The sequence below is a fragment of the Corynebacterium pseudodiphtheriticum DSM 44287 genome, assembly GCF_000688415.1.
GTDB classification, from domain to species: domain Bacteria; phylum Actinomycetota; class Actinomycetes; order Mycobacteriales; family Mycobacteriaceae; genus Corynebacterium; species Corynebacterium pseudodiphtheriticum.
On the sequence record NZ_JIAH01000012.1, the window covers coordinates 68,827 to 87,923 of the forward strand.

At 57.4% G+C, this 19,097-nt stretch carries 20 protein-coding genes; 11 read left to right on the forward strand and 9 right to left on the reverse strand.

The features are described 5' to 3' along the window. Nucleotides 1–69: 69 nt before the first annotated feature. From O146_RS0109915 to O146_RS0109925, 3 genes are read right to left on the reverse strand one after another with little or no spacing between them, the layout of a single operon-like run. The gene (locus O146_RS0109915) at nt 70–900 is read right to left on the reverse strand and encodes a VOC family protein (protein WP_027018367.1); all 831 of its coding nucleotides are present in this window, start codon (nt 898–900) and stop codon (nt 70–72) included. Continuing rightward, nucleotides 900–1,220 carry an RNA-binding S4 domain-containing protein gene (locus O146_RS0109920; protein WP_027018368.1) on the reverse strand — a complete coding sequence of 107 codons (321 nt, stop codon included), beginning with the start codon at nt 1,218–1,220 and terminating at the stop codon, nt 900–902. The genes O146_RS0109915 and O146_RS0109920 overlap by 1 nt, the downstream gene beginning before the upstream one ends. A gap of 49 nt (nt 1,221–1,269) precedes the next feature. Beyond that, nucleotides 1,270–2,001, reverse strand: coding sequence for an SDR family oxidoreductase (locus O146_RS0109925; protein WP_021352047.1), 732 nt, complete (start codon nt 1,999–2,001; stop codon nt 1,270–1,272). A 63-nt stretch (nt 2,002–2,064) separates the two neighbouring features. Here O146_RS0109925 and O146_RS0109930 point away from each other — a divergent pair, with 63 nt between their 5' ends. Beyond that, nucleotides 2,065–3,147: an AbrB family transcriptional regulator gene (locus tag O146_RS0109930; RefSeq protein WP_021352046.1), complete on the forward strand. Its 1,083-nt coding sequence runs from the start codon at nt 2,065–2,067 to the stop codon at nt 3,145–3,147. Between the two features lie 505 nt (nt 3,148–3,652). On the opposite strand, the gene O146_RS0109935 is transcribed toward O146_RS0109930, so the two are convergent. Then, on the reverse strand, nt 3,653–3,955 hold the full coding sequence (locus tag O146_RS0109935) for a hypothetical protein (RefSeq protein WP_021352045.1): 303 nt from the start codon (nt 3,953–3,955) through the stop codon (nt 3,653–3,655). Nucleotides 3,956–4,204: 249 nt separating this feature from the next. Here O146_RS0109935 and O146_RS0109940 point away from each other — a divergent pair, with 249 nt between their 5' ends. The 4 genes from O146_RS0109940 to O146_RS0109950 are packed head-to-tail and all read left to right on the forward strand — an operon-like array spanning nt 4,205 to nt 6,797. Then, nucleotides 4,205–5,032, forward strand: a complete 828-nt coding sequence (locus tag O146_RS0109940; RefSeq protein ID WP_027018370.1) for a MetQ/NlpA family ABC transporter substrate-binding protein — start codon at nt 4,205–4,207, stop codon at nt 5,030–5,032. Nucleotides 5,033–5,062: 30 nt separating this feature from the next. Then, nucleotides 5,063–5,350 carry an ATP-binding cassette domain-containing protein gene (locus tag O146_RS13125; protein WP_279625091.1) on the forward strand — a complete coding sequence of 96 codons (288 nt, stop codon included), beginning with the start codon at nt 5,063–5,065 and terminating at the stop codon, nt 5,348–5,350. Next, nucleotides 5,323–6,120 (forward strand): methionine ABC transporter ATP-binding protein, encoded by a 798-nt coding sequence (locus tag O146_RS11905; RefSeq protein WP_279625092.1) that lies wholly within the window; start codon nt 5,323–5,325, stop codon nt 6,118–6,120. Before O146_RS13125 ends, O146_RS11905 begins: the two co-directional genes overlap by 28 nt. Then, on the forward strand, nt 6,120–6,797 hold the full coding sequence (locus O146_RS0109950; RefSeq protein ID WP_023018580.1) for a methionine ABC transporter permease: 678 nt from the start codon (nt 6,120–6,122) through the stop codon (nt 6,795–6,797). The genes O146_RS11905 and O146_RS0109950 overlap by 1 nt, the downstream gene beginning before the upstream one ends. A gap of 916 nt (nt 6,798–7,713) precedes the next feature. Here the strand turns inward: O146_RS0109950 and O146_RS13260 are convergent. Then, nucleotides 7,714–8,115: a toxin glutamine deamidase domain-containing protein gene (locus O146_RS13260; RefSeq protein WP_081820637.1), complete on the reverse strand. Its 402-nt coding sequence runs from the start codon at nt 8,113–8,115 to the stop codon at nt 7,714–7,716. A 93-nt stretch (nt 8,116–8,208) separates the two neighbouring features. Here O146_RS13260 and cas2e point away from each other — a divergent pair, with 93 nt between their 5' ends. Continuing rightward, on the forward strand, nt 8,209–8,574 hold the full coding sequence (cas2e, locus tag O146_RS13265; protein ID WP_425265837.1) for a type I-E CRISPR-associated endoribonuclease Cas2e: 366 nt from the start codon (nt 8,209–8,211) through the stop codon (nt 8,572–8,574). A gap of 72 nt (nt 8,575–8,646) precedes the next feature. Here the strand turns inward: cas2e and O146_RS0109970 are convergent, their stop codons facing one another. After that, nucleotides 8,647–10,362: a DUF885 domain-containing protein gene (locus O146_RS0109970; protein WP_051619404.1), complete on the reverse strand. Its 1,716-nt coding sequence runs from the start codon at nt 10,360–10,362 to the stop codon at nt 8,647–8,649. Between the two features lie 211 nt (nt 10,363–10,573). Between O146_RS0109970 and O146_RS0109975 the strand changes: the two genes are divergently transcribed. Continuing rightward, entirely contained in the window at nt 10,574–11,821 is a 1,248-nt protein-coding gene (locus O146_RS0109975; protein WP_027018374.1) for an ROK family protein, read from the forward strand. An 83-nt stretch (nt 11,822–11,904) separates the two neighbouring features. On the opposite strand, the gene O146_RS0109980 is transcribed toward O146_RS0109975, so the two are convergent. The 3 genes from O146_RS0109980 to O146_RS11915 are packed head-to-tail and all read right to left on the reverse strand — an operon-like array spanning nt 11,905 to nt 13,555. Further along, complete coding sequence (locus tag O146_RS0109980) at nt 11,905–12,423, reverse strand: gamma carbonic anhydrase family protein (RefSeq protein ID WP_021352842.1); 519 nt, start codon at nt 12,421–12,423, stop codon at nt 11,905–11,907. Between the two features lie 39 nt (nt 12,424–12,462). After that, nucleotides 12,463–13,083, reverse strand: coding sequence for an HAD family hydrolase (locus tag O146_RS11910; protein ID WP_051619397.1), 621 nt, complete (start codon nt 13,081–13,083; stop codon nt 12,463–12,465). Between the two features lie 46 nt (nt 13,084–13,129). Next, nucleotides 13,130–13,555 carry a hypothetical protein gene (locus O146_RS11915; protein WP_051619398.1) on the reverse strand — a complete coding sequence of 142 codons (426 nt, stop codon included), beginning with the start codon at nt 13,553–13,555 and terminating at the stop codon, nt 13,130–13,132. 355 nt (nt 13,556–13,910) lie between these two features. Between O146_RS11915 and O146_RS0109995 the strand changes: the two genes are divergently transcribed. The 4 genes from O146_RS0109995 (at nt 13,911) to O146_RS0110010 (ending at nt 19,007) form a co-directional block, all read left to right on the forward strand. Beyond that, the gene (locus O146_RS0109995; RefSeq protein ID WP_027018375.1) at nt 13,911–15,869 is read left to right on the forward strand and encodes an HtaA domain-containing protein; all 1,959 of its coding nucleotides are present in this window, start codon (nt 13,911–13,913) and stop codon (nt 15,867–15,869) included. Between the two features lie 153 nt (nt 15,870–16,022). After that, nucleotides 16,023–17,081, forward strand: a complete 1,059-nt coding sequence (locus O146_RS0110000) for a heme/hemin ABC transporter substrate-binding protein (RefSeq protein ID WP_027018376.1) — start codon at nt 16,023–16,025, stop codon at nt 17,079–17,081. Then, entirely contained in the window at nt 17,062–18,192 is a 1,131-nt protein-coding gene (locus tag O146_RS0110005) for a FecCD family ABC transporter permease (protein ID WP_027018377.1), read from the forward strand. The genes O146_RS0110000 and O146_RS0110005 overlap by 20 nt, the downstream gene beginning before the upstream one ends. Further along, complete coding sequence (locus tag O146_RS0110010; RefSeq protein WP_027018378.1) at nt 18,192–19,007, forward strand: heme ABC transporter ATP-binding protein; 816 nt, start codon at nt 18,192–18,194, stop codon at nt 19,005–19,007. The genes O146_RS0110005 and O146_RS0110010 overlap by 1 nt, the downstream gene beginning before the upstream one ends. The last annotated feature ends 90 nt before the right edge of the window (nt 19,008–19,097 follow it).

Sequence of the window (19,097 nt, forward strand, 5' to 3'; positions counted from 1 at the left end):
TCCACCAGAAGGTGCGGCATTTCTCCACCGGGGATACAGTAGACGCCTAACCCTCTACGGCAGGTCAAACTAAGGCAGATCGATGCCGTCCAGGGGATCTTCTTCGCGGCCTTCCTCCGGTGCTTCTTCTACCTCGCACAAAGTGACGGTGGCGCCGGTCGGATCCGCGATCAAGCACAGACGCCCGAACGGCGAATCCCACGGCTCGCGGATCACTTCCCCACCCAGCTCGGCACAACGACGCGCGGCTTCGTCAGCATCGGCAACGCCCAAATACGTCTGCCAAAAGCCCTTGACCTGCGGCGGGAACTGACCTTCGGCTTTCCACAGGCCCGCGAAAGGTGCACCGTCGGCCATCGCCGCGGCATACGTACCATTCGGATACACACCGTCGGCATCAGCTTCGTCGTCGGTCAGCGTGCGGATACCCCAGTCAAACAGCTCGTGATAAAACTCCACCGCATCCTCGAAACCGGCATTGCAGGTCAACTCATGCCACACCGGGGTCGACGGCTCACCAGCAGCGATGAACTTATCCTCACCCTTCGGCTGCAACAGGCCAAACAGGCCACCGGCGGCGTCGGCAAGCACGGTCATGGTGCCCAACTCCACCTCGCGCGGGTCCGCCAACACGCTGCCGCCGAGCTTCTGCACCTTCGCGATATCACCGTCGATATCAGCGCTCAAGAAATACGTCACCCAGGTATCCGGCGCATTCGTGCCCTCCGGCTGTGGAATCAGCCCGGCAACCGGCAAACCCTGCAGGCGCGCGATGTGGTAATCATCACCGCTGATCTCCCAACCCAACAGCTCGGAATAAAACCCAGCCGCGACCTGCGGATTCGAGGTCGTCAGATCCGTCCAATAAGGCATGCCAACTTCGGCAATAAATGCGGGCATTATAGGTTCCTCCACTTCTCGGGATCAAAATCGTCATCGGCGGTGGCTTCGTCAAAGTAATCGTCGTCGGCAAGATCGTCGCCGAGATCGCCGGCCGCCGCCACGACCACGCACTCGTCGTCAATGCAGACCACATCGCCAGGGTGCAGCGCGGCGCCGCGCTTGTCGACGGGCGCGCCGTTGACAGTCACCGCACCGGCAACGATCAGCTCTTTCGCCTCCCCGCCGGTGGCCACCAGGCTGGCCAGTTTGATGAATTGGCCCAGCTTGATCGATGCACCATTGATGGGGATCGAGGGGTAATTATCCGCAGTCGTCATAGCGGCCAGGTTACCGAACCGCCGTGGCTGCCATTAAACGCAGCCGCCATTACACCTGGTCGCGCGGAGTGATCTGCATGGTGTCGATGTTCATGTGCGCAGGCAACGCCGCGACCCAACGCACGGCCTCGGCGATGTCCTCGGCGCTCAAGTTCAGCTTGTCGGCATACACCTCGGCGGCCTTCTCGGCATCGCCACGGAAACGATTCAGCGAGAACTCCTCGGTAGCCACCCGGCCCGGGTCAATCTCAGTCACGCGCAACGTACCCGGATTTTCCAGGCGTAGCACCCGGTTGAACGCACGCACCCCATGCTTGGCGGCGTTATAGCCCGCACCACCGGCATACGGGGTCCACCCAGCCACCGAACCAATGTTCACCACCAGGCCGGCATTACCTTCCACCACCAACAACGACGGCAAAAACGCCTTGGTCACGCGCACCGTACCGGCAACGTTGATCTCGTACATGCGGTCCCAATCTTCCAGCGAAGATTCCGCGATGGATTCCAGGCCAATCGCACCACCGGCGTTGTTGACCAGCAGGTCGATGCGCCCGACGGCTGCCGCCAGCTTGTCGACGCTTTCCTGGCTGGTCACATCCAGCTGGTGCGCGGTGGCACCGATCTGTTCTGCGAGTTTCTCTAACCGGTCCATGCGCCGGGCGGCGATGACCACGCGCCAGCCGTCGTCGGCAAGCGCTTTCGCGGTGGCGGCACCAATGCCGGAGGATGCGCCGGTGACCAGGGCGATTTTCTGCTGTGCGGGGGTAGAATCAGTCATGCGTCACATTTTAGTGGACGCGGCTGGGCTCGCAGGGCCGCTCGGCGGCTACAGTGGATAGCGATGAAACCGCAATCCTGGGCACTGCCATCCTGGACGCCGCGATCCTGGCGGTGGTTCCTGCTCGCGCCCGCTTCGGTGGCGCTCGGGTGGACGTTGGATGCGGTGGGGCTGCCGGCGGCGTGGATTATCGCCGCGATTTTGATCTCTGGCACCTGGAGCTTATCGACGAGCGAGCAGCTGAATGTGCACCCGGTGTTTTATCGTTTCGGCCGCGGCATCATCATGACGCTGGCGGCAGTGCCGTTGACGCAGATTCCGGCGGCTGACCTGCTGCATTTCTTGCTTCCCGGGTTGTTTGTGACCGTGTTTACGGTGACCGTGGGCGTGATCGGTGGAGTGCTGTTATCGCGCGCGCAACCGCGACACATCAGCCCGGAGACGGGTGTGCTGTCGATGTTGCCGGGCGGGGCGTCGGTGGTGTCCACGCTGGCGATCGATTTCGGGGCGAATTTCCGCTACGTCATGCTCACGCAGTTTTTGCGTGTGCTGGTGCTCTCGCTGACGCTGCCGGTGATCGTGCACTTGTTCATGAGTGAGCAGCTACACGAAGAAGGCTTGAGCAACGATAGCCCGTGGTGGATGCTGGTGATATTCGCCGTGATTGCCCTGGGTGCCGAGCCCGCCGCGCGGCGGTTGCATGTGCCCGCCCCGACGGCGTTGGGGCCACTCTTGGCGACGGTGTTGGCGGCCGCGTTGCTTCCCGACAGCGTGGAGGTGGCACCGCCGGCATATTTGGCGATTGTCGCGTTTTTGTCCATCGGTTGGGTGTGCGGTGGTTCGCTGCAGCGCGATACGCTGGCGTTTTTCTCGAAGCAGTTGCCTGCAACGTTCGCGTTTTTGGGTGCGTTGATGGCGGTGTGCGCGCTAAGCGCGTGGCCGCTGACGGTGTGGCTGGATATCTCGTATTTCGAGGCCTACTTGGCCACTAGCCCCGGCGCGCTGGAGACGGTGTTGGCGTTGTCTGCGGAAGGCAGTGCTGGTGCCGAGGTGGTGGCGATCCAGATCATCCGCTTGTTGGCGGTGTTATTGCTGGCTAGCTGGTTGCCGCAGGTGTTGCATGGGGTGCGGAAACTGCGGCGGTAGGTGCGGTTCGGCCGGTGGTCGCGGTTCGAAGTGAGACCAGACTTAACAAAAAATAATAAGCGCTGAAGTCTCGTGGAAGCTGCTATCGTTCACTCAAGACACATAAAGTAAGGAGCAGCTAATTATCTATAAGGCGTTACTCAATGGACTACTTGGAATAGCCATTGGCGGAATTGCGATCCTTATAGTGTGGGTCACGCTTCCCTCCCCTGAGTCTCCTTGGTTCTTCTTTGCCGCTTTTCTAGCAATAACCGCTGTCAGTGCTGTAGCTGAAATCATCCAAGGTTTAACAAAAAGAAAGAGAAAGAAGCCGGATTCAGGCCCAACCTGAACATAACACTCAACATAACACCGGTGTTATGTTATGTGGGAAGTTAAGGTGTTATGTTCGCTCACTACACTCATTTTTTGCGACATGCTAGCCCTTTGAACAGTAGCTTTAGCTCACCCGGCGCAACATAATACTACTTAACACCGGTGTTATGTTATGTAGGAAGTTGAAAATTTACTCATCACCTCCACTACCCATTTGTCGCTCCCGATACGCACGTGCCGCGTCTTCATTGGCCACTTTCGCAACGATTTCCATAATGACAAATATCGCGTAAGCTACCCCGCCCGCGAGTATTGCACTGACAATCACAGTGGCGGAAATGAGAAGCCCAGCAATAGCGCTTCCAGTGTCGTCTAAAGCAATAAAGAATGCGAGCACCCCGGCAATCACGCCGGCGCCAGTAGCGTAGCTGGCTAGTTTTTGCAGCTTCTCAGCAGTTTTGGTGTGGTGGACGAATGGTGCATTGAATGCCATATTGCGGCTCCTTATCGTTGGTTTCATTTCCCACCATTAAGCCTACGAGAACAGTGCACATACACCACACCCACATCGAACAATTAAGCGAATAAGCGCCATTAAGCAAGACAATTCCGCCATTCCGTACCGCTCTGTCTATACTTTTTGAACCATTTGGTCCACTGTGTGTAGACGTACGATTTCCTGCCAAGAAATCAGGACGAAACCAAACCCATTCGAAAAACAACCACGGACAAGGACCTACAAATGAAACCAACATTCTCCAAGATCACCGCAACAGTGGCAGCGGCTGCCGCCGCCCTTAGTGTCAGCGCGTGCGCCGGTGGTGACGCCGACGACGAGAACACAATTAAGGTCGGCACCTCCCCTGGGCCATATTCAGAACTGTTCAAAGACGGCATCGCGCCGATTTTGAGCGATGAGGGCTACACCGTCGATTACACGGACTTCTCAGAATTGCGCCAGGCCAATGTGGCTTTAACGGAAGACCGGGTTGACCTTAACGTCGACCAGCACATTGCTTATATGGACGTCTACAACAATGAAACTGGCTCAAACCTGATCAACCTTACCGACGTGCCTACGGTGAAAACCAAGATTTACTCGAAGTCTATTGACTCTCTCGACGGCGTCGACAAGGGCCAAACCGTGGCCATCCCACAAGATGCTTCTAACCAAACCCGCGCATTCCGCATCTTGGTCAAGCTCGGCTGGCTGACCATGAATGATGCCGACGAGAAGCTCCTCACCGTTAATGACATCAAGGAAAACCCACACGACCTGAAAATCCAACCGATGGATTCGGCCACGATCCCACGCGCCCTGGACGATGTTGACTGGGGCATCATTCCGGGCTCCATTTCCTATTCTTCCGGTGTGGATCCTGCGCTTGCCCTGGAAAGTGAGGATCTTAGCGACGACCTGATCTTGCAGGCAGTAACCACTGAAGATAAAAAGGATGCCAAATGGGCACAGGCTGTCATCGATGCGTACAGGTCAGAAGAGTTCCTTGACTTCCTGGAGGGACAGAATGAGGACGATTACTGGTTCATCCCAGAGTCTCTCACCAAGTAACGCTGCCACATTCTCACCCTAATTCCCGTCATGGCTGAAGTATTATTTCGCGATTTACATAAAACATTCACCAGTAAATCTGGTGAAATCAACGCGCTGCAGGAAATTAACCTGGAAATACCGTCTGGTTCGATCTTCGGGGTCGTCGGCACCAGTGGCGCTGGCAAGTCCACGCTGCTGCGCGCCATCAACGGCCTGGAAAAACCAACCAGCGGTACGGTGCGCGTACTCGACCAGGACCTCGGCGCACTATCAAAAAGCAGTTGCGTGGTCTACGCAGCGAGGTCTCCATGGTCTTCCAGCATTTCAACCTGCTAGAGACCCAAACGGTGGCGCAAAACGTCGCCATGCCACTGGTGCTCGCGAAAGCGAAGAAGCGTGAAATTGAGCAACGCGTCACCGAAGTTCTGGAGATGGTGGGGCTAGCGGAACGCGCCGATCACCTGCCCAAACAGTTATCTGGCGGGCAAAGGCAACGCGTCGGCATTGCCCGTGCGCTAGTGACCAATCCGAAGATCTTGCTGTGCGACGAACCCACGTCTGCACTGGACCCGTTGACCACCGGCCAGATCCTCGATCTGATCATGCGGGTCAACGAAAAGCTTGGGATCACCGTCATTATCATCACCCACGAGATCGGCGTGATTGCCCGGATCGCCGACACCGTGGCGGTTATGGAAAACGGCCGGATCATCGAAAAAGGCTCGGTGACGGAGGTTTTTGCACACCCACAGCAGTCACTCACGCGCCGGTTCGTGGAAAATGTTCTGCCGCATTCGCTTCCCGACGCTGTACAAGAAGTGACCGACAATGCCGGTTACGGGGCAGTCGTTCGCTTGGTTCACAGGCACGGTGCTGCGAAAGACCTGGTTAATCACCTGGTTAACAAAGGCATTTCTACCGATATCATTCACGCCTCCGATACCCTGCTGCGCTCGGGAACTGTCGGGACTCTGGTGCTGGGTCTCACGGTCCACAATGCTGCGCACAAGACCACGGGCAACGATGCACAGGCCTCCAGCCTGCTCGACGAGGCGGTGCGGTGGATGAATGAGCAAGCCGATATTGATGTGGAGGTAGTCGGCTAATGGATATTACGCAGATCCTGGATACCAAGGTCACCCTGGAACAATATGCCGAGGCGGGCTGGCAAACCTTATACATGGTGGGGTTTTCCCTGTTGTTGGGCACGCTGGGTGGTATCCCATTGGGCATCATTTTGGTGCTGACCCGCCCACACGGTTTGTACCCGCAGCGCGTTCTTTTCCAGACCACTAACTTCCTAGTGAATACAGTACGTTCGCTGCCTTTCGTGATTTTGATGGTGGCGATCATCCCGTTCACCCGCGCATTGGTGGGCACTTCGATTGGCATGACTGCCGCGCTCGTGCCGCTGACGATCTTTATCGCGCCGTTCATGGCACGTCTCATCGAACAATCTGTGCTTGAGGTCAACGAAGGTATTTTGGAAGCGGCCGAGTCCATGGGGGCGTCGCTGTGGCAGACGATCCGGTACTTTTTGCTTCCTGAAGCCAAAAGCTCGATCATTTTGGCGCTGACCACGTCGACAATCACCCTGATTTCGGCCACGGCTATGGCCGGCACCATCGGTGGTGGTGGCGTTGGTGACCTGGCAGTATCCTATGGTTACCAGCAGTTCGATTCTGTGGCGATCATCCTGACCGTCATCATCTTGATCATCGTGGTGCAGGTGATCCAGGCGTTGGGCAATAAGCTCGCGCAGCGCGCTCGTAACGACGCCTAACCGATCGTGGGGACAGCCGCGCACAGATTCTGCCCTACCCCGCAATATGTTCCGCAGCCCGCGAATCATCCGGCAGCAGCGCACTCGCCTCACCGTGGGTGGTGATCACCAGCGCATCACGTGCACGCGAGGAAGCCGCATACAGTGAAGTGCCCTAAGAATTATTACTGGGCATACCAAAGTATTTCAGTCCGAAGTTCCATAGTTTTGACGCGTATACCCTGAGGAAAATATCAAAAGCCCCAAAAAAGAGGAAAACACCGTACGGTATATACGATTTCACCATTACATATATCCTCAATGCGTAAAGAATAGATGACAATATATACAGTGTGGGACTTAACCTATCTATACCATTTGAAAACAGCTGAAATATTTTTTCACAAAGGTTGCAAATGTTAGAGATAGGGAAAATATCGCCGTACAGAAAAGTAGTACAACGGGGAATATCAAGTATTCAAAGTTCCTTATTTTAATCCCAAAATCTAAAACTGCTCCTGCGAACCACTCATCTCCGCATGCGCGGGGAAAACCGTTGGCGTTTGGCATTCAGTCAACCTCCCGGGTTGAGTTGGAGTGAAGTGTGCTCGCTTGGACCAAGCTGCGTGGAGCGCCCGGCTCTGCCTGCCCTGGTCTCATGCGTGACTATGCCAGCGATTAACGTGCGGTCAGCCGTCTAGTGAATCCACCCAATCTGCATACCAATCCGGCCACATGATAGGCGAGGAAGATAATTGCTCTGAACGACCATCTGCATAAACAATTACAGAACCTACCCCCCTTGACTGCATTTTCACCTTTTGGAACTCTCTGCCTAAAAATGAACACATCATCAACATCGTCAGAAAACACTGCACCGTATTTATAATATTCATCCGCAATTTTCTGCGCATGCTGTTTATCCATCATTTTGTGTTCACCTTTTCATTACATCAATTGCACCGTCGGTGAGTTCTTGATCGTCAGTGCGGACTAACCATAATTGGTGAGTTTTTGCCCCACTGGCATATGTTGCTGTGGGGACTATTTTACCTGGTTGCGCGTCGTAAAAAACGATTTTTCCGTTGACTTTCTCCCAGTTCCACATATGCCCACCACCGTCTTTCCAGTCAGCCGACGCTACACCGCGTGCACCTTCAGGGACCGCCCTATTCATCTGGTGAATAGTCGATTGGTTCCAGCTTTTCCCCCTAGTCTTTTTGACTGCTCTCCAAAGTGGTCTGTATCTACCATCTGTCGTCTGGAAACTGATAGCGGTCGCTAGACCCGCATTGGTCCTGTCTGCATTGGCCGGTAGCGGGCTGCGCATAGGTTCCATCTCGGCTCATCCCCGCATGCGCGGGGAAAACATTTGCGATGTCGTAGATTACGGCCTATAATGGGGATCATCCCCGTATGCGCGGGGAAACAGATGATTGCTATAGCGATTAGCCACTCCATCTGGCTCATCCCCCTATGCCCAGCTGGGTTACGCGGTGACCTAACAAAATGGCTGACAGAGGTCAGCCCAGGGGTATTTGTCGGCACCCCATCAGCACGAATCCGTGAACTGTTGTGGGCAAGAACAGTGGAACTTTGCAAAGACGGGCGTGCTCTACTAGTACAAGCAGCCAAGAATGAACAAGGAATGGAATTCCGTACTCACCGACATGATTGGGAGCCCACGGATTTCGATGGCCTCACCCTGTTTATGCGGCCTAAAACCCGAAAGCCCGGACCCCGCCGAACCGGTTGGAGCAATGCCCGACGACAGCGACGTTCCTATAAGCAGCCTTAACAAAAACGGACGCGCCGTCAGCAATCGACATTAAGTTCCCGCCTGCAGCATTTTGATGCAGATTTCTCGAACCTAGTCCAGGATCTGCTCCCGCAGAATCGACATCGGGATCGAGCCATAGCTCAACGCCTCCGCGTGGAACTGCGGCACGCTCATGCCCTGCGCCACGGCAGCATCGCGCAAATCCGACCACATGCGCTGACCCAACGCATACGACGGCGCCTGCCCCGGCCAACCCAGGTAGCGATCCAGCTCAAACGACAACGTGGCCTCATCCAACGCGCAATTATCACGCAAGAAGTTCTTGGCGTAGCACACATCCCAGTGGCCCGGACCATCCGGCACTTTCTTGCCCAGGTGCACGCCGATATCCAGCACCACACGGGCCGCACGCAGACGCTGCGCATCCAACATGCCCAGGCGGAAGCCCGGATCATCCATATAGCCCAACTTCGCCATCAGCTGTTCGGCATACAACGCCCAGCCCTCACCATGACCGGAGTTCCAGCAGGCCACACGACGCCACAGGTTCAAGTTGTCCCGCTCCATCAGCGTCTGCCCCAACTGCAGGTGGTGGCCCGGCACGCCCTCGTGGTAGACCGTCGTCAATTCCTGCCAGGTGTGGAAGGTGGTGGTCTCCTTCGGCACCGACCACCACATGCGGCCCGGACGCGCGAAATCATCAGACGGTGGGGTGTAGAAAATACCACCAGTACCAGCCGGATCAATCTTGCACTCGATGGTGCGCACCGGCTCCGGAATATCAAACTCCGTGCCGTGCAACGCGGTAATTGCGGCGTCGGCCTTCTCCTGCATCCACTCAACCAACGCGTCGGTGCCACGCAAAAGGTACTTCGGATCCTGATTCAGCCGACGGAAAACCTCACGACAATCCGTCTCGTCGTCATAAATCTGCGCCGCAGTCTTGCGCTGCGCCTCGCTGATTTCTCGCAACTGCTCCAGGCCCCACTGGTAGGCCTCATCCAAATCCACGCTGTCGCCAACGAAAAGCCGCGAAAAACGCTCGTAGCGGTCACGGCCTACCCCATCACGGGAACTGGACTGCGGCACCACTTCCAGCGTCAACCAATCCGCAAACTCACCAAAAGCAGCCTTAGCGTCAACCACTTCCTGGCTATGCGGGTCCAGGCCCAGCCCCTCCAACAGCGAGCCTGGCTGCGCCAGATCCTCACACTGGTTCACCACGGCATCCACCTGGCGATACTTCGGCGAGTGCCCATGCGCGCAGGCGTCCTTCAGCGATTCGCGGTAACCATCCAAGCTGTTGCGCACCAAGCTCAACCGCGAGCGCAGATTATCCAGATCCTCGGTGGACTCATTGGGCATGAACACCAAGGTGTCGCGGATGGTCTGTACTGGCGAAGCGATATTATTCAGCGCTGCCTCGGCCTCACCGGCATGGTGCAGGTCCAACTCCAACAGCAGCCGATCGCGCAACACATTCGCGGTGACGTAATCGACTTCGTCGAAATCGTCGTCGTCATCCGACTCATCGGTGGCTTCGTCGAGTGCGTTGACGTCCTCGATCATCTCACGGGTGCGATCAGCTACGGCCTCGTAATACTCCGGGGAGAAATCCTCCAGCTTGTCGTCGTAGCCCGCAATGCCCCACGCGGTGGCTTCGGTGGGTGAAAGCTCTGCCAAGTCATAGACAAAATTCTCGCAGGAAGCATCCAGCAAGGACGGCGGACGCGGCTCGGTGCGGTCCTGGGTCCACTGCTGCCCGGCGCGGTTTTCGCGCACGTCTGCGGTCGATTCGCTACTCATAGCAGGTGAGTCTAAACCCATTTGCCTGTAAGTTTCCACCCAGCCCGGTGTTAGTCGTCCCACCGTATACCGTCGGTTTCTACAACTGCCCCAGCAGTCACAGTAGTCACAGTAGTACCTGCTTGCCGACGTTTGCCCGGCTGCCACACACGCGGGTTTTTATGCAGGTCGTCGCCGGTACCGCCAGGGGTTCATAGTATTCTTAATAGCCATGGAGGAACCAGGAACAGCGACTGGAAAAGCAGCTGCCCACAGCAACGGCACACCGCCAGAGTCTTTCCAGCACCCCCAGGCATTCGGCCAGCCCACCACCCCTGCTGCAAAATGCCTGTATGTAATCCGCCAGAAGTCTGTGATTAGCCGGGCAGACCTGATTACCGCCACCGGTTTGTCTCAGCCGACGATCACACGCGCGATCACCACGTTGCTCAATGAAGGCTATGTGGTTGCTCGTGATGATCTCGCCCGTTCGCATGGCCGCGGTCGCCCAACGACACCGGTGGAGCTCGCGAAGCCGTTGTGGATGCTCGCCGGTATTGCGGTGGGCACGAAAGAAACTTTCCTGTCAGTGTTCGACATTCGCGGCCGTACCATCCGTGAGTCCACCATTGACACTCCCGTCGCCGAGCTGACCGAGAGCGACTTCATCCAGCACATCATGGCCGGGTTGCACCGTTTGGTCACCGGTTTGGAGCACACGTTGTTATCGGTGGGTGTGACCACCTCTGGCCAGGTCAGCCGCGACGGCGTGGTTAGCGCGCCAAACTTGGGCTGGGAGCAGGTCGACGTTGCTGCTTCCTTGCGTTATCAGTTCTCTGTGCCGGTTTCGGTGTCCTCGGCAGTGCCGGCGATCCTTGGTTCCGAGATGCAGGCTGGTGATTTGCTGGTTTCCGATGATTCCGAACGCACGTTGGTGCTGTTCGCCGACGACTCCATCGGCGCAGCCTATACCAACCCTTCCGGCGTACACCCCATCGACGTGTTACCGCCGATCAGCAACACAGAGTTGGATATTTCTGCCGAAGCCCCGGAAAAAACCCTGATCACCCACTATATTCTGCAACAGATTGCAGGCCTTTCCCCGGCCACGGAAAGTGCTTCTTCTGCGCCAGCCGAGTACTCCCCGCAGACTCTTGCCGACGCCGTCGCCATCGCGGACTCGGACACCGCAGTGCGTAAAATCCTGGATGCCCGCGCCAGCACACTCGCGAAACTCACGGTGGATCTGGTGAAAGAGCACAAGATTTCCACGGTGGTAGTGGCGGGCTCGGCCTTCGTGGATGATCCACTCGCTCCGAAGATCTTTGCCGCTACCGTCCGCGAGATCATGACTAAGGAGAAAGCCCCGAAGATGCGCATGGTGCCTACTCACGAAGAAGTCGTGCGCTCCATTACGCGTGCGGCGGCACTGGATCAGATGTTGCGTGAACCGCTGAAGCTGGTGCGCAGCGACGATTAGTCGTACGTGGGTTCAACAGGCTGCGTGGGCTACACGAGCTCGCCGGGCTGCATGGGATCAGTGGGCTTAGTTGACTCAGTGGGCTAGCCGTTGAGTTCTTTGTGCGCGGCGGCGGTTTCCACATATTTTGCTGCGTGCGGGATGAATGCCTGAGATTCTTCGTCGGAAAGCTCACGACGCACCTTCGCTGGCACCCCAGCGGCCAAGACTTTATCCCCGATTTCCGCGCCTTCCAGCACCACCGCCCCAGCAGCAATCAGCGCGCCGGCACCAATCACTGAGCGCGAAAGCAACGCAGATTTCATGCCGATCAGCGTTCCATTGCCCACGTGCGCTCCATGCACGAGCGCCATGTGGCCGATGGTGACGTCGTCGCCAAGCACGCAATCGGCATCGGCGTCGACGTGCAACACCGAATTGTCTTGGATATTAGTGCGAGCGCCGACTTTGATGCGGTTGGAATCTGCGCGCAACACACAGCCATAAAACACAGAAGCCTGCGGACCAATTTCTACATCGCCGATCAAGGTGGCATTCGGGGCGATGAAAGCCGATTCGTGCACGCGCGGAGTTTTGCCATTAAAAGGAAGGATCAAAGCCATGCCACCATGCTAATGCGATAGTGCTTGCCGACGGCATGTTTAACGTGAAACTTGGTCCACCAATTCACACAGTTGCCCGACGCCCAAATACAGCCGGGCGCACATCCCAAGCTCCGCCGCAGCAGCCAGATGGCCCTCGTTTGTGCTGATAAACATGGTCTCGCGCACGCTGCCCCCGATCGCGTCGGCAGCAACTTCCAACATGCGTTCGTCGGGAAGCGCCACCCCGATATCGCAGGAAAGCACCAGGGCATCGAGCTCTGCGAACTGCGGGTGCTGGCTGCGCAAGTTCTGCGCCTGGCTCAATGGACAATTAGCGGTGCCACCAACGGACATGCCGGCGTCCAGCAGGCTATCGATGCAGCCCCACACCTCGGTATCCAGATGATTAGACGGGTTGATATCGGCGGCAATGGCCTCGGCAATATCGCAATCGTCCAGGCCTACGCGGGCGATCATCTGCTGCCAAAACCGCTGATCGCCCAGGTCACCGCTGAAATAGGCTGGGCGGAGACCGGCGAATACCTGCCAGAATTTCTGCGCTTGCTCCGAGGCCGCGTCATAGATACCTGCAGCCTGCAGCAATGCTCGGTCGCGCGCGTCACGCGGGGTACGCACCAGCGTGCCTGGCAAGTCCACCAGCAGTTTCATCTGTGCCATACCCGCCCAGTATAGAGCGGGAAGAATCCACGCGCCGTGGGGTTGGCTAGTGCATGGTGTCTGGTCCTAGGTTCTGCGAGTGCTGATTCACCGGCGCCCACTGCACGCCTTGTTCGCTGCGCAGGCGGCGGTTCCACACCGGGTTGGCACCAGGCATAAACCAGATCAGCACCCCGGAGATCGCGGCAATCAGCGCCCCGCCGAGCACAGAATAATCGTGTGGGATCCACCAGAATCCGGCCATCGTCATCACGATGATCACCAGCCAAATCAATGGAATATAGAGGTTTAGATTCAGGCGACTGGCCGTGCGGTATTCACTCCAATCTTCAGCCGGGAAGCGATTTCTGGCTTCGGAGCGAATACGACGGGCCGTCTTTTGCGATAGCGCCACGACAGCAAACAGCAGCAGAGCCAAGCCAACGCCAGCGATGAGCAATTCCCCGTTCACGCAGCCATAGATCAACACCATGCAAGCAACAACTAAGGTTAATCTTTCCACACCAGTGAGGGGTAAACCATTAGTAGGATTCACATCCGGGTAAAGACTGCGAAAAGAGCTGGCAGTGGGGGCATTCACGGGTTTTCTCCTGAATAAAATACAAAGACATGGCCAATTGGCTTTAGCCTAGCCTATTATTTCTTAGGTTTTCCAGGTATTCTACAGATGCACAAAATTCGGGAAGCTCTGCTAGAAGAATATCTGCAGGACAACCCCACATTTCACACAGTTTTACCGCCGCGTCTATTCACCACTGCCTGCGCGGAAATCCTGCCCGGAACCGCGCGGTACCTGAAAGACACCTGCATGAGTTTAGGAGTCCACAGTGTCTCAGCAGTCGACGTCTCGACTACGCACGCTTTCCCGCCGCGCTATAGCCAGTAGCTTTGCCTTATCTTTAGGCTCGCTCAGCGCGCTGGCTGTAGCATTCACCCCCACCGCTCATGCGGCAGAACAATGCAGTTTCAACTGGGGCATCAAGCAGTCCTACCGCAACTACATCCAGGGCCCAGTAGCGAAAGGCGGCTGGGGAGCAGACGGCATCGGTTTTAGCGGCAGCGAGACCGGCCCGGACGGTGCCTTCGTATTCTCCCCGAAAAAGACCGAGGCCAACGGCAACAGTGTCACCTTCAACTTCAACGGCACACTAAAGTTCAATGGCCACGGACACCACGGCAAAACTAATATCGACCTGCTGGATATGACGCTTTCAGACTGGAAGGTTCGCGCCGAAGGCAACCGGGCAGACATCATCGTCGACTACGTTTCCTATGAATCCGACATGGTCGACACCAGCAAACGCGGCCCGCAAATCACCGGCGACGACGTCGCCATCGCCACCATCAACCTGAACACCCCGGTCGAATCCGGCGCCAGTGAGGTCAACCTGGCCGGCACCACCAACCTGACCGCCGAAGGTCAAAAGCTGTTCTTGGCCTATGACGCAGGCCAAGAAATGGATCCGACCTCCGGGGCCATTAAAACCGATGGTAGCTGCGATTCCGGTGGTAATTCTGGTGGCTCAGGTTCCGGTGGCAACAAGCGCACGCTAAACACCATCAAGGGTAATTTCACTGGTTTCAACAAAGAAATCATGTCCATGCTGCAAGAATCCAACGACACCCTGAACGCCTTCACCACGTTCATGGGCAACAGCCAGGCGTTCTTAGATGAATACGAGTCTTATCAGAAACGGTTCGGCGGTGGCTCTGGCACCGGCGGCACGGGGAACAACAGTGGCGGTACGACTTCCGGTGGCAGCAGGTCGGGCGGCGGTAACTCGAATTCCGCTCAGTCTCAATCCGGTGGCGCTAGCGGCAACAGTGGCACCGGTAGTACCGGTGGCGGAACTACCTCTGGTGGTGGTGCCAACAATGCAGCTGGCGCTGGTGGAGGAACCGGCAACGTGGCTGGTGGCAACACGGGCGAAGCAGGCACAGGCGGTGCGGGCGAACAATGCCATGCCACCGGGGTCACCTCTTCCACCCTGGGTTGGGGTTTGAAGAAGTCTTTCCGCTCGTACATCACCGGTTCTATCGCCAAGGGATCCTGGACGCTGCAGGGTAGCGACTACGTCGACGGCCAGTACCGCTTCAGCGGTAACACCGGCAACGTAGATACTGGCGCGAAAACTGGCAGCATCCGGCACAACGGCGCGGTGCAATTCGATGGCCACCACGGCGTGCTGGATTTGAATGTCTCGAACCCAGAGGTCACGTTCAACGGCAACTCCGGCAAACTGCTTGCCGACGTCCGCTCGTCCACCATGGAAGGCGAAAAACTCAACTTCGGCCGCGTAGCGGTCGCAGATCTGCAGTTCGACTCGCTCAATGTGGATGCCAACAAGGCCAGTGGTAAAGCTCGAGTGTTCCTGACCGATACCGGCGCAAAGGCCTTCGCCGGTTTCTACGAGCCCGGCCTGGAATTGGATCCGCTGAACTTTGATGCCCAGCTCGGCGGTGCGGGCGACTGCTCTGCAGCCGGAGGCGCTTCTGGTTCTGGCACCGCGGGCGGTGCCGCTGGTTCCGGCGGTGCTGGGGGCACCGGCAAGGTCGCTGGTGGCGGTGGCACCGGTGACGTCGCAGGCGGTGCTGATAATCCGCTGTCTGGGGAAGGCCAGACCACCGGCTACGAAAACGGTTCCGGAAACTTCAAAATTAAATCCGCTGGCGCCAACAACTCTGGCCTGGGCGAAAACCCAAGCACCTACATTCTGTTGTTCTTAGCCGGCTTGATCGTCGCTGGTGGTTCCATGAGCCACCTGGTCATGCGCAACCCGGCCTAAGCCCCTCCCCGCGTCTATCCCACGCCTGTCCTGTGACTATCGCACGACTGCGCAACAACTCCCAATGACTCCCCAAGCTCCCATACCGCACCCCGAAAGGATAAGCCCGTGCTGACCACCACTCCTGTGCTGCCGAAAACCAGCGCCCGAAGCATGCTCACGGCGATCATACTGGCTGCCTCGCTCGTACTCACCGCCTGCGGCATCCAGGGAGAATACGCCCACACCGGCGATTCCCAGCTCCGCGAGCAACTACCCGCAGCAGGAGATCTCAACGATCCACGCTCATTCACCGGTGTCACCCACGTCGACGATTTCGAGGACGTCGTTCCGGTCGTGGACAACCCCGAACCACAACTACCGGTGGAGCTGACCGACGCTGACGGCTACGACGTCGTCGTCGAGGATGTCTCCCGCATCCTAGCGCTGGACTTGTACGGCACGTACACCAAAACCCTGACTGGCCTGGGCCTAGCGGACAATATCGTCGGCCGCACGGTCTCTTCCACGGAAGACATCATGGCGGATAAGCCCGTCGTCACCGAAGGTGGCCACAACATCAACGTCGAGGCTGTCCTGGAGCTACAGCCGTCGATCGTGATCGTGGATCACTCCATTGGCCCACGGGATGCTATCGATCAGATCCGCAATGCGGGTGTGACCACCGTGGTCATGGAGCCAACCCGCACCATTGATTCCATTGCAGAAGACATCACCACCCTGGGCGGAGTTGTCGGTTTGCCGGATGAGGCAGAGCAACTCGCCCAACGCAGCGTCGACGAGCTGGAAAAGGATCTCGCGGCCATTCAAGAGCTCGTCCCAGAAGATCCGATGCGCATCGCGTTTTTGTACGCCCGCGGCACAGCTGGCGTGTTCTTCATCATGGGTGAGGGCACCGGCGCGAAAGACCTCATCGAAGGCGTCGGCGGTATCGACCTAGCAACCGAGCACAACCTGTCCTATGTGGAACCAGCGAATGCGGAATCGCTCGCGAAGATCAACCCGGAACTCATCATCATGATGACCAAGGGGCTCGAATCCACCGGCGGCATCGAAGGACTCATGGAACGGCCGGGTATCGCGCAAACCATCGCCGGACAGAAACAACGTATTGTTACACTTCCCGACGGCCAATCCCTGGCCTTCGGCCCGATGACCGGACAAACCCTCTTGCGTCTAGCACAGGCGATTTATGACCCAGAACAGCAATAAGACCACCACTGCCCCGTCGGCTGAGCGTGCGGCCACGACGGCGCGCCACCGCCGAGAAAACCCCCGGGCACCCCAGCAACACCACGATGTCTTCGCTCAACGCCACCGTTTGCGTGTGGGCACCTTCGTCGCACTGATCGTGCTGCTGGTGGGTTCTGTGCTCTTGTCGACGGCGCTGGGCCAGTACTACCTGTCCTTGCCGGATCTGCTCAGCATTTTGACCTCCGGGCCACGTGCAGAAACTGATATTGCCGCCAGCGTGGTGTGGGACATTCGCCTGCCGCGAATCTTCCTAGGCTTTTTGGTCGGCGCCGCTTTAGGTGTAGCTGGCTGTTTAATGCAGGCGGTGTTCGCTAACCCACTGGCAGAACCCAGCATCGTCGGCGTAACCTCAGGCGCCGGTGTCGGTGCGGCCCTGGTCATCGTGTTTGAGGTCAGTTTTTTAGGTACGTTCACCGTGCCTGCCGCAGCTTTTCTCACCTCACTGATCGTCACTGCAATCATTTATCGCCTGGCGCATAACCGTGGCAAAGTGGCCGTCGTCAACTTGATTTTGACCGGCATTGCCGTCAATGCGGTGTGTGGCGCCTTGATTTCTTTCATGGTGTATCTGGCGCCGACGACCAGCCGCGAGCAGATCATTTTCTGGCAGATGGGTTCGCTCAACGGTTCCCAGTGGAAGCATGTCTGGGTGGTTTTGCCGATCGTCGTCGTCGGTTTTGCCATCGCCTCGCGTTTGGGCGCCCAGCTTGATGTGTTGGCTTTGGGTGAAAAAGCTGCCGGGCACACGGGCATCAACGTCGCAGCATTGCGCATGGTCGCTATCGTCGCTTCAGCGGTGCTGACGGCTGCGGCGGTGTCTTTCGCCGGCCTGATTGGTTTCGTCGGTTTGATCGTGCCGCACGTGTTGCGCACCATTGTCGGCCCGGAAAATAAGATTCTGCTGCCAGCTTCGGCGCTGGCCGGTGCGTTGTTGATTGCGCTTGCCGACGTCGCCGCCCGGACCCTGATCCCGTTTGCGGATCTGCCGATCGGTATTTTCACCGCACTGGTTGGCGGGCCAACCTTCTTCATCCTCTTGCGTAGGATGATGCGGAAAGGATCTGTCTAGTGAGTATCGTCGAAATTTCTCAGCTAAGCGTAGAGGTTGGTCAGAAGACCCTACTGCGCGATATCAGTGTCCACGCGGAAGCCGGGCAGGTCACCGGGCTGATTGGGCCGAATGGTGCGGGCAAGTCCACGTTATTGGCTGCGATGTGTGGCGATCTCGAGGCTTCAACTGGCACCATCAGTTTGGCTGGCGTGAACCCAGCGCAGGCATCCCCGAAAGAGCTGGCGCTGATCCGCGCGGTGATGCTGCAGGATGTTTCGGTTTCTTTTGAGTTCTTAGTACGCGATGTGGTGGCTATGGGCCGTCGTCCATGGGCGAAAAAGGTGGAGCCACACGTCGACGAGCAGATCATCGATGCCGCGCTTGCAGCCACAGACACAGTGCATCTTGCTGGGCGCGATATTGCGACGCTTTCTGGTGGCGAGCGGGCCCGGGTGGCATTGGCGCGGGTGTTGGCGCAGCAGACACCGATCGTGTTTTTGGATGAACCGACGGCCGCACTGGACATCAGCCACCAGGAGCAGGTGTTGGCATTGGTGAAGAATTTGGCACGTGAGGCCAATATTGCGGTTTTTGTGGTCATGCATGATTTGAATGCGGCCGCGGCTTATTGCGATCGGATTATTTGTCTTGCCGACGGCGCCATCGCCGCTATGGGGGAGGTTTCTGAGGTATATACCGATGAGATTTTATCTTCTGTCTACCAGTGGCCTATCGAGGTGACCTCGCATAATGGGCAATACTTAGTGAGCCCAGCACGCCAGTACCCTACCCCTGAGCAGGACGATTTGGTGCGGTTATTGGGTGCCCGTTAAACGCTTACCGACGGTAGGTGCGGCGCTGAAGCCAGCGCTTATCGTCGTTATTAATGGGGGCCGAAATCTTTAGGTACGGACACCCTAAAT

What these genes read in the sequence shown, in the direction of transcription:
- O146_RS0109935 (WP_021352045.1), bottom strand. Translation starts at nt 3,955, where the DNA reads ATGGCATTCAATGCACCATTCGTCCACCACACCAAAACTGCTGAGAAG.
- O146_RS11915 (WP_051619398.1), bottom strand. Translation starts at nt 13,555, where the DNA reads ATGGTGTTGATCTATGGCTGCGTGAACGGGGAATTGCTCATCGCTGGC.
- cas2e (WP_425265837.1), top strand. Translation starts at nt 8,209, where the DNA reads ATGATTGCTATAGCGATTAGCCACTCCATCTGGCTCATCCCCCTATGC.
- O146_RS0109980 (WP_021352842.1), bottom strand. Translation starts at nt 12,423, where the DNA reads ATGGCTTTGATCCTTCCTTTTAATGGCAAAACTCCGCGCGTGCACGAA.
- O146_RS0109920 (WP_027018368.1), bottom strand. Translation starts at nt 1,220, where the DNA reads ATGACGACTGCGGATAATTACCCCTCGATCCCCATCAATGGTGCATCG.
- O146_RS0109975 (WP_027018374.1), top strand. Translation starts at nt 10,574, where the DNA reads ATGGAGGAACCAGGAACAGCGACTGGAAAAGCAGCTGCCCACAGCAAC.
- O146_RS0109925 (WP_021352047.1), bottom strand. Translation starts at nt 2,001, where the DNA reads ATGACTGATTCTACCCCCGCACAGCAGAAAATCGCCCTGGTCACCGGC.
- O146_RS13260 (WP_081820637.1), bottom strand. Translation starts at nt 8,115, where the DNA reads ATGGAACCTATGCGCAGCCCGCTACCGGCCAATGCAGACAGGACCAAT.
- O146_RS0109930 (WP_021352046.1), top strand. Translation starts at nt 2,065, where the DNA reads ATGAAACCGCAATCCTGGGCACTGCCATCCTGGACGCCGCGATCCTGG.
- O146_RS11910 (WP_051619397.1), bottom strand. Translation starts at nt 13,083, where the DNA reads ATGGCACAGATGAAACTGCTGGTGGACTTGCCAGGCACGCTGGTGCGT.
- O146_RS0109915 (WP_027018367.1), bottom strand. Translation starts at nt 900, where the DNA reads ATGCCCGCATTTATTGCCGAAGTTGGCATGCCTTATTGGACGGATCTG.
- O146_RS0109950 (WP_023018580.1), top strand. Translation starts at nt 6,120, where the DNA reads ATGGATATTACGCAGATCCTGGATACCAAGGTCACCCTGGAACAATAT.
- O146_RS11905 (WP_279625092.1), top strand. Translation starts at nt 5,323, where the DNA reads ATGGTCTTCCAGCATTTCAACCTGCTAGAGACCCAAACGGTGGCGCAA.
- O146_RS0109940 (WP_027018370.1), top strand. Translation starts at nt 4,205, where the DNA reads ATGAAACCAACATTCTCCAAGATCACCGCAACAGTGGCAGCGGCTGCC.
- O146_RS0110005 (WP_027018377.1), top strand. Translation starts at nt 17,062, where the DNA reads ATGACCCAGAACAGCAATAAGACCACCACTGCCCCGTCGGCTGAGCGT.
- O146_RS13125 (WP_279625091.1), top strand. Translation starts at nt 5,063, where the DNA reads ATGGCTGAAGTATTATTTCGCGATTTACATAAAACATTCACCAGTAAA.
- O146_RS0109970 (WP_051619404.1), bottom strand. Translation starts at nt 10,362, where the DNA reads ATGAGTAGCGAATCGACCGCAGACGTGCGCGAAAACCGCGCCGGGCAG.
- O146_RS0110000 (WP_027018376.1), top strand. Translation starts at nt 16,023, where the DNA reads ATGCTCACGGCGATCATACTGGCTGCCTCGCTCGTACTCACCGCCTGC.